Origin of the sequence: Tepidamorphus gemmatus, assembly GCF_004346195.1 — a bacterium.
Taxonomy (GTDB): domain Bacteria; phylum Pseudomonadota; class Alphaproteobacteria; order Rhizobiales; family Tepidamorphaceae; genus Tepidamorphus; species Tepidamorphus gemmatus.
The window spans coordinates 133,673-147,632 of sequence record NZ_SMAK01000007.1; the positions used below are offsets into that span (position 1 = coordinate 133,673).

At 69.9% G+C, this 13,960-nt stretch carries 11 protein-coding genes and 1 tRNA gene; 6 read left to right on the top strand and 6 right to left on the bottom strand.

From position 1 onward, the window contains the following. Positions 1–79 precede the first annotated feature (79 nt). Genes EDC22_RS12405 through EDC22_RS12415 form a run of 3 tightly spaced genes read left to right on the top strand, consistent with a single transcriptional unit; the run spans position 80 to position 3,194 of the window. Positions 80–1,687 carry an L-aspartate oxidase gene (locus tag EDC22_RS12405; RefSeq protein WP_132806986.1) on the top strand — a complete coding sequence of 536 codons (1,608 nt, stop codon included), beginning with the start codon at positions 80–82 and terminating at the stop codon, positions 1,685–1,687. After that, positions 1,680–2,540 (top strand): carboxylating nicotinate-nucleotide diphosphorylase, encoded by an 861-nt coding sequence (gene nadC / locus EDC22_RS12410; RefSeq protein ID WP_132806987.1) that lies wholly within the window; start codon positions 1,680–1,682, stop codon positions 2,538–2,540. The genes EDC22_RS12405 and nadC overlap by 8 nt, the downstream gene beginning before the upstream one ends. A gap of 51 nt (positions 2,541–2,591) precedes the next feature. Next, positions 2,592–3,194, top strand: coding sequence for a cysteine hydrolase family protein (locus tag EDC22_RS12415; RefSeq protein WP_132806988.1), 603 nt, complete (start codon positions 2,592–2,594; stop codon positions 3,192–3,194). A gap of 26 nt (positions 3,195–3,220) precedes the next feature. On the opposite strand, the gene EDC22_RS12420 is transcribed toward EDC22_RS12415, so the two are convergent. The 3 genes from EDC22_RS12420 to EDC22_RS12430 form a co-directional block, all read right to left on the bottom strand. Next, positions 3,221–4,000, bottom strand: coding sequence for a response regulator (locus EDC22_RS12420; protein ID WP_132806989.1), 780 nt, complete (start codon positions 3,998–4,000; stop codon positions 3,221–3,223). Between the two features lie 4 nt (positions 4,001–4,004). Beyond that, positions 4,005–6,668 carry a PAS domain S-box protein gene (locus tag EDC22_RS12425; RefSeq protein ID WP_165926892.1) on the bottom strand — a complete coding sequence of 888 codons (2,664 nt, stop codon included), beginning with the start codon at positions 6,666–6,668 and terminating at the stop codon, positions 4,005–4,007. Between the two features lie 283 nt (positions 6,669–6,951). After that, positions 6,952–9,375 carry a mechanosensitive ion channel family protein gene (locus EDC22_RS12430; RefSeq protein ID WP_132806991.1) on the bottom strand — a complete coding sequence of 808 codons (2,424 nt, stop codon included), beginning with the start codon at positions 9,373–9,375 and terminating at the stop codon, positions 6,952–6,954. A 222-nt stretch (positions 9,376–9,597) separates the two neighbouring features. Between EDC22_RS12430 and EDC22_RS12435 the strand changes: the two genes are divergently transcribed. After that, positions 9,598–9,674: transfer RNA gene (locus tag EDC22_RS12435), tRNA-Pro, on the top strand. Positions 9,675–9,784: 110 nt separating this feature from the next. Here EDC22_RS12435 and EDC22_RS12440 read toward each other — a convergent pair. Beyond that, positions 9,785–10,252, bottom strand: coding sequence for an Lrp/AsnC family transcriptional regulator (locus EDC22_RS12440; protein WP_132806992.1), 468 nt, complete (start codon positions 10,250–10,252; stop codon positions 9,785–9,787). 172 nt (positions 10,253–10,424) lie between these two features. On the opposite strand from EDC22_RS12440, the gene ald reads away from it, so the two are divergent. Together ald and EDC22_RS18230 are read left to right on the top strand one after the other, a co-directional pair. Next, entirely contained in the window at positions 10,425–11,543 is a 1,119-nt protein-coding gene (gene ald / locus EDC22_RS12445) for an alanine dehydrogenase (RefSeq protein ID WP_132806993.1), read from the top strand. 60 nt (positions 11,544–11,603) lie between these two features. After that, complete coding sequence (locus EDC22_RS18230) at positions 11,604–11,933, top strand: DUF3574 domain-containing protein (RefSeq protein WP_281048293.1); 330 nt, start codon at positions 11,604–11,606, stop codon at positions 11,931–11,933. A 153-nt stretch (positions 11,934–12,086) separates the two neighbouring features. Here the strand turns inward: EDC22_RS18230 and EDC22_RS12455 are convergent, their stop codons facing one another. Both EDC22_RS12455 and EDC22_RS12460 read right to left on the bottom strand, forming a co-directional pair. Continuing rightward, positions 12,087–12,374, bottom strand: coding sequence for a hypothetical protein (locus EDC22_RS12455; RefSeq protein WP_132806995.1), 288 nt, complete (start codon positions 12,372–12,374; stop codon positions 12,087–12,089). 100 nt (positions 12,375–12,474) lie between these two features. Next, positions 12,475–13,899: an amidase gene (locus EDC22_RS12460; RefSeq protein WP_132806996.1), complete on the bottom strand. Its 1,425-nt coding sequence runs from the start codon at positions 13,897–13,899 to the stop codon at positions 12,475–12,477. Between the last annotated feature and the right edge of the window lie 61 nt (positions 13,900–13,960).

Sequence of the window (13,960 nt, forward strand, 5' to 3'; positions counted from 1 at the left end):
GATCGGACGGCCATCACCGCTCCCGGAGCCAAGCACGCGCCGCTTGCGTCAGCCGGAAGGACTGAAGGGAATCCGGCCGATGCCTGAGTCCTCCAGCAATCGGCTCCATGCCGTTTCCGACGATGTCGTGATCGTCGGCGGAGGGCTGGCGGGACTGTTCTGTGCGCTCAAGCTCGCGCCCCGTCCCGTGACGCTGATCACCGCCGCACCGATCGGCGAGGGGGCGTCTTCCGCCTGGGCGCAGGGCGGCATCGCCGCCGCCGTCTCGGACGGTGACACCCCGGAGAAGCACACCGCCGACACCGTCGCGGCAGGAGCGGGTCTCGTCGATGAACGGATCGCCTTGTCGATGACCCGCGAGGGTCCGGACCGGGTCCGCGACCTGCTTGCCTTCGGCGTTCCCTTCGACCGCGACCTCGAGGGCCATCTGGTGCTGTCGCGCGAGGCCGCCCACGGCGCGCGACGTGTGGTGCGGGTGCGCGGCGATCTTGCCGGCAAGGAGATCATGGCGGCGCTCGTCGCTGCCGTCCGGCGGACCCCCACGATCCGGCTGGTCGAGGGCTACACGGCCGAGGAACTGATCCTGGAGGGCGGCCGCGTCGCCGGGTTGGTCGCGATCGCCGGCGACGATGTCGATGGACCGGGCGAGATCCGCCTCGCTGCGCGCGCGGTGGTGCTCGCCTCGGGCGGCATCGGCGCGCTCTACGCGATCACCACCAATCCACGCGAGGCGCGCGGCCAGGGCCTCGCCATAGCTGCGCGGGCCGGCGCGCTCGTCGCCGACACGGAGTTCGTGCAGTTCCATCCGACCGCGATCGCCATCGGCCGCGACCCCGCCCCGCTCGCCACCGAGGCCCTGCGCGGCGAGGGGGCGATCCTCCTCAACGGCGCCGGAGAGCGCTTCATGCGCACGGTCCATCCGGCAGCGGAGCTTGCCCCGCGCGATATCGTCGCCCGCGCCGTATTCGCCGAGATCGCGGCCGGACGTGGCGCCTTCCTCGATTGCCGTACGGCGGTCGGCGCACGCTTTCCCGTCGAGTTCCCCAAGGTCTACGAGACCTGCAGAGAGGCCGGCATCGACCCGGTCCAGCAACCGATCCCGGTGGCGCCGGCGGCGCATTATCACATGGGCGGCGTCCTGACAGACGCGCGTGGCCGCACCAGCATCGATGGGCTGTGGGCCTGCGGCGAGGTCGCCTCGACCGGCGCGCACGGGGCCAACCGGCTTGCCTCGAACTCGCTGCTCGAGGCGGTCGTGTTCGCCCACCGCATCGCCGAGGATGTACGCACCGTGTTTCCGTCCCCGATGCCGATGCCTGCGCCCGCGATCCTGTCGCAGGCCGCGCAGCCCGACCTGTTCGGCGAGGCGGCAGCGGTCGCCCGGCTGCGGCAGACCATGTCGCAGCTGGTCGGCGTCGTGCGCGACGGTGCCGGGCTCGCGGCAGCCCTGGCCGAGATCGCCGACCTGGAGCGCAGCGGCGGCCCATCGCACGGATTCCGCAACATGATCACCGCGGCGCGACTCGTCGCCTATGCGGCGCTGGTGCGCCAGGAAAGTCGCGGCGCGCATTTCCGCTCCGACTTTCCGGACACCGACCCGGCACTGGCGCGTCGCAACATCTTCACCCTCGCCACCGCCGAGCGGGCGGTGCGCCGTCTGACCTGCAATGAGCCCGCCCATGCCTGATACCCAGGATCTGGCGCCGCTGCCCGCCGGCCTCGTCGCCGACGCCGTCGCGGCCGCACTCGCCGAGGACTTCGGACTCGCCGGCGACATCACGACGGCCGCGACGATCCCGGCGGGGGCGATGGCGCGCGGCGTGATCGCAGCACGCCAGCCCGGCGTCGTGGCGGGTCTCGCGGTCGCTGCGGAGGCCTTCGCGCAGGTCGACCCGGCGATCCTGTTCGAGCCGGTGCACGCGGACGGCACGCTGATCGAGGCCGGCACCGTCGTCGCGCGCCTCGAGGGGCCGGCACGCGGAATGCTCGGCGCCGAGAGGGTGGCGCTCAACTTCCTCGGCCTGCTGTCGGGTGTCGCCACGCTGACCCGCCGCTTCGTCGATGCCGTCGAGGGCACCGGCGCGCGCATCGTATGCACCCGCAAGACCGTGCCGGGCCTGAGGGCGCTGCAGAAATACGCCGTGCGCGCAGGCGGCGGCCACAATCACCGCTTCGGTCTTTACGACGCCGTGCTCATCAAGGACAACCACATCGCCGCAGCCGGCGGCGTGGCGGCGGCGGTCGGCGCGGCGAAGCGCCATGTCGGCCACATGGTCAGGATCGAGGTCGAGGTGACGGATCTGGACGAGCTCGACGCCGCGCTCGGCGCAGGCGCCGACGTTGTTCTGCTCGACAACATGGATCTGGCAATGCTGGCCGAGGCGGTCGGCCGCTGCCGCGGCCGCGCCGTGACCGAGGCCTCGGGCGGCGTCACGCTCGACACCGTGCGGTCGATCGCGGCGACCGGCGTCGATCTCGTATCGGTCGGGGCGCTGACCCATTCGGCCCCTGTGCTCGATCTCGGGCTCGACTTCGAGTAGAGCTCGGCGACCGGCTCAGGCCGGGTTCCGATCGCAGCGGGAGGAAACCCCATGGCTGCTCCGCAAACTCTTCTGGCGATGTCCGGCGCAAATCCCGGACCGACGCCGCTGTCGCAGGCCGCGCTGCTGGTGATCGATGCGCAGAACGAGTATCTCGATGGCCGGCTCAGGCTTCACGGCATCGATGCCGCGGTCGACGAGATCGCAAGGCTGATCGCCCGGGCGCGGAAGCTGGGCCGCCCGGTCGTGCATGTCCGCCACCGCGGCCAGCCGGGCGGGACCTTCGATCCCGAGGCGCATGGCGGCCAGATCATCGACGCGGTGGCTCCACGCGACGGCGAGACGGTGGTCGACAAATCGCTGCCCAATGCCTTCGCCGGGACGGAACTGATGCCGCGCCTCGCACAGACCGGCACCAGACAGCTCGTCGTCGCCGGTTTCATGACGCACCTGTGTGTCAGCGCCAGCGTGCGCTCGGCCATCGACCACCGGCTGTTCTCGACGGTGGTCGCTTCGGCCTGTGCGACCCGCGACCTGCCGTCGGCGACCGGCGGATCGGTGGTACCGGCCAGCACCCTGCACGAGGCCACGCTGGCCGCGCTCGCCGACCGGTTCGCGGTGGTGGTGGCGAACGCGGCGGCCCTGCCCGACTGAGCGCGCGCCGCAATGACCATGCAGGCCTAATTGCGCTCGCCGGCGAACAGGTAGCCCGAGCCGCGCACCGTCCGGATTATCTGAGGCTTCGAGCAGTCCGGCTCGATCTTCCGCCTCAGCCTGGCGATACGGATGTCGATCGACCGATCGAACGGTTCCCAGCCGCGATTGTGGGCGAGATCGAGCAGCTGGTCGCGGGTCAGCACCCGGTTCGGGTGGTCGGCGAACGCCTTCAAGAGGTCGAATTCCATCGCTGTGATGGCGATGTCGTCGCCGTTGCGGTCGAACAGCCGGTGCGCCTCCATGTCCAGCGTGCACGCGCCGAAGCGCACGGTGCGGCCGGCCGGCGCGGCGGCCGTCCCGGCGACCTCGCGCGGCGCACCGCGCCGGAGCACGGCCTTGATCCGCGCCAGCAGCTCGCGCATGTCCACCGGCTTGCCGAGATAGTCGTCGGCGCCCATCTCGAGGCCGACGATCCGATCGACGACCTCGCCGGATGCGGTCAGCATGACGATGGCGACGTCGGTATCGGCCTTGAGGAAGCGGGTGATCGACAATCCGTCCTCCTCCGGCATCGAGATGTCGAGCACGACGAGATCGACGCGCGACTGCCGCAGGATCTGGCGCAGGGCGGCACCACCGGCGGCCGTGCTGACGCGCAGCCCCTTCATCTGCAGATAGTCTGCGACCGTCTCGCGCAGGTCCGCCTCGTCATCAACGACCACGACATGCGGCGTCGGCGCGGCAACCGGCCGTTCCTCAGCGGAGTCCGCGACCCGCCGCAGGGCGGTGGAAGCCTGGGCCATTCGTCTACTCCTTCCCAATCGGGCCGACCAGGTCGATGAGGCGGCGCACCGTCGCGCGCACCTCGCGAGGGGTCAGCGGCTTTTCGATGCAGGGCCGCCCGGCGGCGGCCAGGAATTCCCTGATGCGGGGCGACAGCGTGTCGCCGGTGACGAAGGCGACCCGCTCGGCAAGCTCGGGCCGCCGTTGCACCAGTGCGGCGAACATGGCCGGGCCGTCGAGATCCGGCATCCTCAGGTCGCTGAGGATCAGGTCGAAGTCGGCAGTGCTGACCCGCTCGAGGGCGTCGCTGCCCGAGCGGGCGATGACGACACCGTGACCGTCCTCCCTCAATATGTCGGCAAGCAGCTCCGCCACGGCGACGTCGTCATCAGCCACCAGGATGCGGGCCGGGCCGGTTGACGCGGCAAGGGGTTCTGCAACATCGGTGGCGGGCAGCGGCCGGGCGCGGACGGCCGGCAGTCGGACGACCATGGTCGCGCCCTCACCGCGAGAGCTCTCCGCCTCGATCGTGCCGCCGTGCGTGGTGATGATCCTGTGGCAGAATGCAAGGCCGATGCCGGTTCCGTAGGCAACCTGCCGGGTCGTGAAGAACGGCTCGAAGATGCGCGAGCGTATCCCTTCCGGGATGCCGGGGCCGTTGTCCTTCACCTTCAGCACGATCTCGCGGCTCTTCTCGCGCAGCCTGGTGGTGATCTTGATCCGGCGCCACCCGTCGGTCTCCTCGAGAGCCTTCTGCGCGTTCAGGATCAGATTGGTGACGACCTGCTTGAGCTGATCGGAGTCGCCTTCCACCTGCGGCAGGCCGGGCGCAAGCGACAGCTTGACATCGATGTTGCTGGCCTGCAGCGAATAGGCCGTCATCTCGACCGCGCTCGTCGCCAACGCGTTGACGTCGAGAGGTCGCCGCTCGGCCGGCTGTTGCCGGGCCATGGCGAGGAAGGTGCGGATGATCCGGGCGCAGCGGTCTGCGGCGTTGCCGATCCTTGCCGCCCGGTCGGCGATCGCACCGTCGCGCGCCGTCTCCTGCAGAAGCAGCGCCTGGCCGACGACGACCGACAGCGGGTTGTTCAGTTCATGGGCGACGCTGGCCAGCAGCTCGCCGAGCGCGGCGAGCTTCTCGCTCTGGTGCAGCGCTTCACGCTGGCGGGCCATCTCCGCCTCGACGCTGTGCCGCTCGGTGAGGTCGTAGACGGCCGAGACGATCGCCTGCGTGCCGTGCCATTCGATCATCCGCGCCGAAATGGCCGCCCGGAACGGTTCTCCGCTGGAGCGCTTCAGCTCGACCTCGAAGCCGTCGACGCTGCCGGTCTGGCGGAGCCGAGCGACATAGCGGTCGCGGTCGCGGCGATCGACGAAGAAGTCGGTGGCGTAGACCGGCCCGCCGACCTGGCCACGCTCGAACAGCGCCTGGGCGGCCGGGCTCTCGTAGATGATGAGACCGTCGGCGGCGTGGGTCATGCTGACCGGGGCGGGACACGCCTCCAGGACCTGGCGGATCAGCGCCTCGCCGTCGCGCAAGGCCAGTTCCGCCCTCTTGAGCTTGGTGATGTCGTGGCGGATCGTCACGCGGCCGCCGTCGCTGGTGGGCGAGACAGCGATCAGCCGCCATTCGCCGGAGTTGAGCTCCGCCTCGACTGGGGCCGGGTTGCTCGACAGGAGCCACCCGGTCACCTGCGCCTGAAAGGCCTCCGGCGCCTCGACGGTGTGGCCGTCCAGCCGTCGGATCTGCGACTGCAACCGCCGCATCAGATCCTCGTGCGACCAGCCGACCAGATCTTCCGGCGGACAGCCACACTCTTCCGAAAGGGCGCGGTTGCACAGCACGACACGCCCCTGCGGATCGGACAGGGCAAAGCCCGCCGGCATGCTGTCGACCGCATCGCGAAGCATCTGCATCAGCCGCCGCTGGGTTGCTTCCGCCGCCATCCGCTCGGACAGGTCCCGGATCTCCGCCACATACATCGGCGCGTCGTCGACACAGACACGCTTGATGACGATCTCGGCCGGGAAACGCCCGCCGTCGCGCCGCGCCGCCGAAATTTCCATGCGCTCGTCGAGCACCGACGACACGCCGCGCGCGCGGTAGCGGGCGAAGACCTGCCTGTAGTGCTCGCGCTCGGGCTCGGCGACGATCAGATCGCACAGGTTCGTGCCCTCCGCCTCCTCGCCAGAGCAGCCGAACATCTGCTGCGCGACCGGATTGACGTCGATGACCAGACCGTCGGCATCCATGGTCACGACGGCGACCATCGACGTTTCGATAATCGCGCGCCGCAACGCGTTGACCCGCCTGAGTTCCGCTTGCGCGTCCTTCTCGCGGCTGACGTCGATCAAGCAGCCGACATACTCGCGCGCCGGGTCACCCGGAAGCGACGTGAGCCGCAGCTGGTCGCGCACCCATACATAGCGTCCGTCGGGACGGCGCAGCCGGTACTCCTGCACGGACTGCCCCTCGGCCACGAGCCGCTGTGTCGCGGCAGCGCAGGCTGCGCGGTCCTCCGGGTGTACGAGGTCGCGCCAGACGGAAACGCAGCCGAGCAGGCGCGCGGCGGGATGGCCGATCACCTGCTGCGCGTTCGAGGAAACGAAGTGCACGAGGCCCGGCTCCTCGAGCGTGCCGAGGTACAGGACGGCGGGAGATTGCGACATCGCGAAGTCGAGCAGCATGCGGTCCCGGTCGATCGGGCCCGCAGCCGCCGGCGGGCCGCGCCGGATCGGATCTGCGTCCGGCTCGCCCGCGGTCCGGAAGACCGATGGACCGTTGCCCGGCGTGACACTGCTCAGTTCCCTGCCGCGCATCCCGTCACCGATCCTTCTGGCGCGAGGGCGCGCCGGCACATTCCCGGAGACACCACCCCGAGCGGCGGTCTTAGGGACGCTCCATTTCAGCTTGGCGTCGTCGGAAGCGATGTTTGTTTCAATTGTTGCAGGCGCCCGAGGTCGCGCCCGATCAGCCGCCCTCGGCCACGACAGCGGTCGCGGCGCCGCCTGTCAGCGCCGGTTTGCGGGGGAGGTCGTCGTCCTCCTCGAAGTGGTTCTCGGCCGGCACCTCGACGATCACACGCTTCGGCGCGAAGGCGATCCCGTTCTCCCGGAAGGCGCGCTGGACCTTTTCATAGACGGCCTTCCGCACCGCCCACTGCTTGTTCGGCTTGGTCATGAACTTGCCGGACACAATGAAGGCGGAATCGTCCATCTTCACCACGCCCTGCGACTTGAAGGGCTGCAGGAAGTTGGGGCCGAGCTCGGGATCTTCCAGCATCTCCTGGCCGATCTTCTTGAAGATCTTGCGGACCTTGTCGAGGTCGGTGTCATAGGGGACGCGGAAGCGCAGCTTCATGATCACCCAGTCGCGGCTGTAGTTGGTAACAGCGCCGATCGCGCCGTAGGGCACGGTGTAGACCGCACCGAGATACCCGCGCAGCGACAGGGAGCGCAGGTTGAACCGCTCGACGGTCCCGGAGACGTTGCCCGATTCGATGTACTCGCCGATGCGGAAGGCATCGTCCATCAGGAAGAACAAGCCGGAAATGATGTCCTTCACCAGGGTCTGCGAGCCGAAGCCGATGGCCAGACCGATCACCCCGGCACCGGCGATCAGGGGCACGATGTTGACGCCCAGCGCGTCGAGCGAGACGAGCAGCGCCAGCAGCAGGATCGTGACCGCCAGCGTCTTGCGGATCAGCGGCAGAACCGTCTGCAGCCGGGTACCGCCCTGCATCGCGGGGCCGATGTCGTCGTGCTCCTCGGGCGGCATCTTGGCGTGCTCCTCGGCGAGCTTGCGGTCGATCCAGGCAGAGGCGAACGACCACACGGCATAGGCCACCAGCCCGACGAGGCCGACATCGACGAGGACGCGGATCAGGAAGCTCGCGACCGGATGGGCGCTGGTATCGCCGAACAGGTCGACCCCGATCACCACACCGAACAGCAGCACGCAGGCGACGAAGGTGGCGATGGCGACGATGCGCCGGAGCACCCGCCGGTCGGCCTGCAGGCTGCGGCGGTCGGCGGCGCGCAGCGCGGCGGAGGAGATGGCGGCATTGATGGCGCCCTCGTCCTCGCTCTCGCCGATTTCGGCCATGAACTGCGCATCATAGGTCGGTCCCGGCGCTGCGACCTCCCCGGCCGGGCCGAGCGGTGCGATCATGCGGCCGAACAGCGTGTTGAGATAGGGATAGAGCACGAACAGCACGACGAAGCCGAGCACCGCCGCTACCGGATCGAACGGCTGGTCGAGCAGGACGCTGACCGAGCCGATCAGGAAGGCGGCGATCACATAGAGCACCGCCAGCAGATGCCAGAACCAGCCGGCCACCCCACCCGCCCAGCGCGGCACGGTCTCGCTGCCGAGGGCGGCCTCGACGGCGCGGCGCGCATGGCGCTGGAAGCTCAGGAGGAAGGCCAGAGCCGCCGCCGCGAACAGCAGTCCGGACACCAGGGCAACGAAGCGCCATTCGTCATGTCCCATGCCCCAGGCATGTCCGAACATCGAGCCAAGCAGCAGCAACGACCCGAACACGGCGAGCTGCCGTGCTCCGCGCACGAAATGGGCCGCCGCCTCGTCGTCGACCGGCATCAGCCGCCAGTCCGGGGATTTGGGCGCGAAGACGAACCGCGTCAGCGCCACGGCGACGCGGGTGATCAGGATCGCCACCAGCACGGCGAGCACGAAATCCCGCCGCGCCGGATTGCCGTGCCAGGCCGCGACGAACGCAGCGACATAGCCGCCGGCAAAGGCCAGCAGCGCCACCAGCTCGGCGACGAGCCAGATGACGGTGCGCAGGAACTGGTCGCGCGCGGTCGCGCAGGGTCCCTGCCGATTGGCCCGCAGGATCGGCTCCAGGGCGCGCCGCGCCAGCCATTCGGTCAGGGCTCCGGCCACGCAGAGCAGCAGCAGCGAACCGACAATCAGCAGGCCGCCACCGGCACCGAACGTCACGTCCAGACGCTCCTGCAGGACCCGGCCGTAGGCCACCATGGCGTCGGGAGCGGCGGCCGCGACCCGGCGCAGGCTCTCGCCGACCTGGCCGGCCATCGCCTTGACCCGTGCGATCACCGAAGCAGACGTGGAGACGGGGGCCTGCGCGGCGGCGGGCGCGTCGCGCGTCAGATAGTGGATCAGCAGCTCGCGGGCCTGGGCGTCGGTCACTCTTGCCAGCAGCGCGGCCCGCTCCTCGGCCGACAGCGGCCCCATCTGCTCGGCCAGCGCCGCCACGTCGGACCCGGCGCCGGCTTCCCCGACCGCGCCGGTATGACTCTGCGCCCGGACGTCCGCACAGGCCAGCATGACCGAAACGATGACGGCGAGAGCGATCACCATCCGGCTCGCCCGCAACGGCCAATGCCCGACCCTGCAACCGCCGCCCGTCATTCACGCCTCCTCGAGCCCCCTGGGTGCGCCGGCCCGACCGCATCAGACCGACCGCCCGGAACCCCGCCAGCCTGGCCGGGCGACGCGCGACTATATAGCCGGGCGCGGGATCTCCGGAAGCGCCGCGGCGGTCGCGCCAGCGGCGCCGCGCAGGCCCGTGTCTGCTGCCGACACCGACTTGCGGCCATCGGAGCCTGCGGCTATATACGCCCGCATCGATGGCGGAGTGTAGCGCAGTCTGGTAGCGCACCTCGTTCGGGACGAGGGGGTCGCAGGTTCAAATCCTGCCACTCCGACCACTATCCGGCCCCGTCCCGAAGGGCTTCGGCATGCGGGCGCCATGCTGCGGCCGGGCGCGCGATGCACGTTGGCAAGCGCACTGCCGGTCGGCACTGGCATGGCGATCCCGTCACACTGGCAGCCGGGTCGTCTTCTTCACCTCTCGCAGCGTCAGTGTCGAGTTGACTCGAACCACGCCGGGCAGGCGGGTGAGGATCTCGGTGTGGATGCGCTCGAGATCGGCGGCGTCGCGGTAGACGACGCGCACCAGATAGTCCGAGGCACCGGCGAGCAGGTGGCATTCGAGGATCTCGGGCACGCCCTTCACCGCGGCCTCGAAGGCATCGAGTGCCTGCCGGCCCTGCTGGTCGAGCGTGATGAACACGAAGGCGGTGCCGGGCAGCCCGCAGGCCTTCTGGTCGAGGATCATCGCATAGCCCGCCACCAGCCCCGACTCCTCGAGCAGTCTGAGCCGCCTGAGACAGGCCGACGGCGACAGCCCGACCCGGTCGGCGAGCTCGGCATTGGTCAGCCGGCCGTCCTGCTGCATCACGCGCAGGATGGCACGATCGCGGGCGTCCAGATCGTCGAGTCGCATCCTGTGCCGATTTCCTCCGGTTTCTTCGCAGGAAGTTGCGCCACTCAAGCAGATCGCTCCGAAGATTCCAACACTCTTGCGCGCCGGTCGTGGCACACTTCGCCGATGTCAACAGGCCGGACGGCCGCGTCGGTGTCGCGGCCGCCGGCGCCGTTCATCGGGAGGATCCGCGATGCTGGTCGGTGTGCCGAAGGAGATCAAGAACCACGAGTACCGGGTCGGCCTCGTGCCGTCCTCGGTCCGCGAGCTGGTGCTGCACGGGCACAAGGTGATCGTCGAGACAGGGGCCGGACTGGGCGCCGGCCAGACCGACGCCGATTACGAGGCAGCCGGCGCCGAGATCGTGCCTGACGCCGACGCTGTGTACGGCCGCGCAGACATGATCGTCAAGGTGAAGGAGCCGCTGCGCGTCGAGCGGCGCAAGCTGCGGCCGGGTCAGATCCTGTTCACCTACCTGCATCTTGCCCCCGATCCCGAGCAGACCAGGGACCTGATCGAATCCGGCGCGGTCTGCATCGCCTACGAGACGGTGACGAGCCGCGCCGGCACGCTGCCGCTGCTGACCCCGATGTCGGAGGTTGCCGGCCGCATGTCGGTGCAGGTCGGCGCGCGCTGCCTGGAGAAGGAGGCCGGCGGCCGCGGCGTGCTGCTCGGCGGTGTGCCCGGCGTGCCGCCGGCGGACGTGGTCATCCTGGGCGGCGGCGTCGCCGGCACCAATGCCGCGCTGATGGCGCTCGGCATGGGTGCGAGCGTCACCGTCGTCGACCGTTCGGCCGACGTTCTGCGGCGGCTGGTCGCCGAGTTCGGCACGTCGATCCGCACGGTGTTCTCCACCCGCGATTCGATCGAGCGGCTGGTGCTCGGTGCCGATCTCGTGATCGGCACGGTGCTGGTGCCGGGCGCCGCGGCGCCGAAGCTGGTCACCCGGCAGATGGTGTCTCGCATGAAGACCGGCAGCGTCATCGTCGACGTGGCGATCGACCAGGGCGGCTGCTGCGAGACCAGCCGGCCGACCACGCATTCCGAACCGACCTATGTGGTCGACGACGTGGTGCATTACTGCGTCACCAACATGCCCGGCGCGGTGGCGCGGACCTCGACCTTCGCCCTCAACAACGTGACGTTGCCATTCGCGCTGGCGCTCGCCGACAAGGGCTATCGGGCCGCTCTCGCCGAGGATCCGCATCTGCGCGCAGGCCTCAACGTCATCGACGGGCAGGTGACCTGCAAACCGGTCGCCGAGGCGCAGGGCCTTGCCTATGTGAAGCCGGAAGCCGCGCTGAAGCTGTAACGGCCCCCGACCGCGGCACAGGTGACGGGTATTCAGGCGCCAAGCATTTGTGCTGCGCGCGTGACGAGGCCGCGCGGCCCGTGTCACCCTCCCGGGCGCGTCCAATCCCCGGGAGGCTCCCCATGCCGATCAGGCTCCTTGCCGCAGCGCTTGTCGCCTCGGCGCTCGTCGCCACGCCCGCCTTGCTCGGTCGCCGCACTGGCCCGAGTTCGACACGCTGCAGTCGCAGCTGTTCTCCGGCATGTTCAGCGCCGACGGCAACGGTGTCAGCGAACAGGAATGGGGGCCTTCGTGCGCGAGGTGGTGACGCCACGTTTCCCCGACGGCCTGACCGTGGTCAACGCCGACGGTCAGGGCGCGCGCTCCGCCGGCGACCGGCGTCGAGGCTGAGACCGCCAGGCGGCTGATCATCGTCCTCGAGAACACCAACGACGCGCAGACGAAACGCGCCGAGATCAAGACCGAGTACCGTTCGCGGTTCGGCCAGAAGGGCGTGTTCCGCGTCGACTTTCCGGGGTGGCTCGTCGACGATCCACCGGCCGGCTACTCGGTGGCGCGGGTGGCACGGCGCCGGATCGGCCGGGTCCGGCGCAGCGGCACTGCCAGCCAGCGGACGAGCCGCGGTTCGATCCCCTCGAGCGCGCGGTCGAGCCGGGGGAAGCGGGCACGCAGCCGCCGCACCTGGATCCGAACCGTCGCGCTCGTCGCGATCAGCAGCGCGGTGCCGAGTCCGATCAGCAGGATTCCGGTCGGCAGCGGCGTCGGCAGCGTGATGGCGCCGAGAATCAGCGTCACGATCCCCGCAGGCCTCAGCACCAGCCATGCCAGCATGTCCGTCGCGCTCCACCAGTCCGCGGAGGCGACAGGAAACGCGCAAATCATGCCAGCCGCATGACAGTTGCGGCGCTGAGCGCCCGTCCCGAACAGGCTCTCAGAGCCCGATGCGCGGGTCGATCGGCGTGATCGGCCGTGGCCACAGGATCGATTCCAGCACCCGTGCGGCCGCCAGCAGCCGCGCCTCGCCGCGCGGCGGCGCGGCGATCTGCAGGCCGACCGGCAGGCCATCTCCGGTGAAGCCCGCAGGAATCGAGATCGCCGGGCTCGCCACCATGGTGAAGGCATAGGCGATCGCCAGCCACTCGACATAGTTCGTAAAGCGCTTGCCGCCGCATTCCTCGACGAAGCGGATCTCGACCGGGAACGGGGCGACGATGGTGGCGGGCGTCAGGATCAGGTCGTACTGCCCGAAGAAGGCGAGCGCCCGCTCGAACAGCCGGGCGCGTTCGCCTTGCGCCCGCGCGATGTCCTCGCCGGTAAGCTTCATGCCCTGCTCGATGTTCCAGACCACCTCGGGCTTGAGGAGATCGCGCTTCTCGGCGTAGAGCGTGCGGTGCGCGGCCACATAGCTGGCCGCGCGCAGCACGTTGAAGCACTCGTGCAGGCCGGAGAAGTCCGGATGCGCCTCAACCACCTCGACCCCGGCCTCGGCGAAGCGGGCGGCCGCTGCGCGACAGATGTCGGCGACCTCCGGATCGACCGGCGTGATGCCGAGATCCGCCGAGAAGGCGACGCGCCGAGGCTTCCAGCCGGATCGCGCCGCCTCCAGGAACGGGGTCGCCGGCCTCGGCAGCGAGATCGGGTCGCGCGGATCCTCGCCCGACATGGCATCGAGCAAGAGCGCCAGATCCTCGACATTGCGGGCCATCGGTCCCTCGACCGCCAAGGTCTGGTCGATCGGCGGGGTCGGGGTCGCCGCCACCCGTCCGGGCGAGGGACGCAGGCCGACGATGCCGCAGAAGCTCGCCGGATTCCTCAGCGAGCCGCCGAGATCGGAGCCATGCGCGAGCCAGGCCATGCCGGTGGCGAGCGCCACCGCCGCCCCACCCGAGGAGCCGGCGGCCGAGCGCGAGGTGTTCCAGGGATTGAGGGTGCGCCCGAACACCTCGTTGAAGGTATTGGCGCCGGCGCCGAACTCCGGCGTATTCGACTTGGCGTAGACGATACCCCCCTCCGCCTCCAGCCGCTCGACCAGCAGGTCGGAGGTGGCGGGCACATTGTCCGCAAAGATCGGCGACCCCCTGGTGTTGCGAACGCCGGCGACATCGACCAGGTCCTTGATCGGCACCGGCATGCCGGCGAGCAGCCCGCGCTCGGCGACGGGCCTTTCCATCAGTCGGCGAGCATGGTCGCGGGCGCGATCGAGACACAGGGTGGGCAGCGCGTTCACCGCCCCGTCCACCGCGCCGATGCGGGCCTCGAGCGTGTCGATCAGATCGAGCGGTGAAACCTCCCCGGACAGCAGCTTGTCGCGGACGGCGACGGCGGTGAGGCGGATCAGGGCGGGATCGGCAGACATCGGGGGGTTCCTCGGCAGATTGTTTCCGGCAGGAGCTTTCCGCTATTTTCCCGCCCCTGTC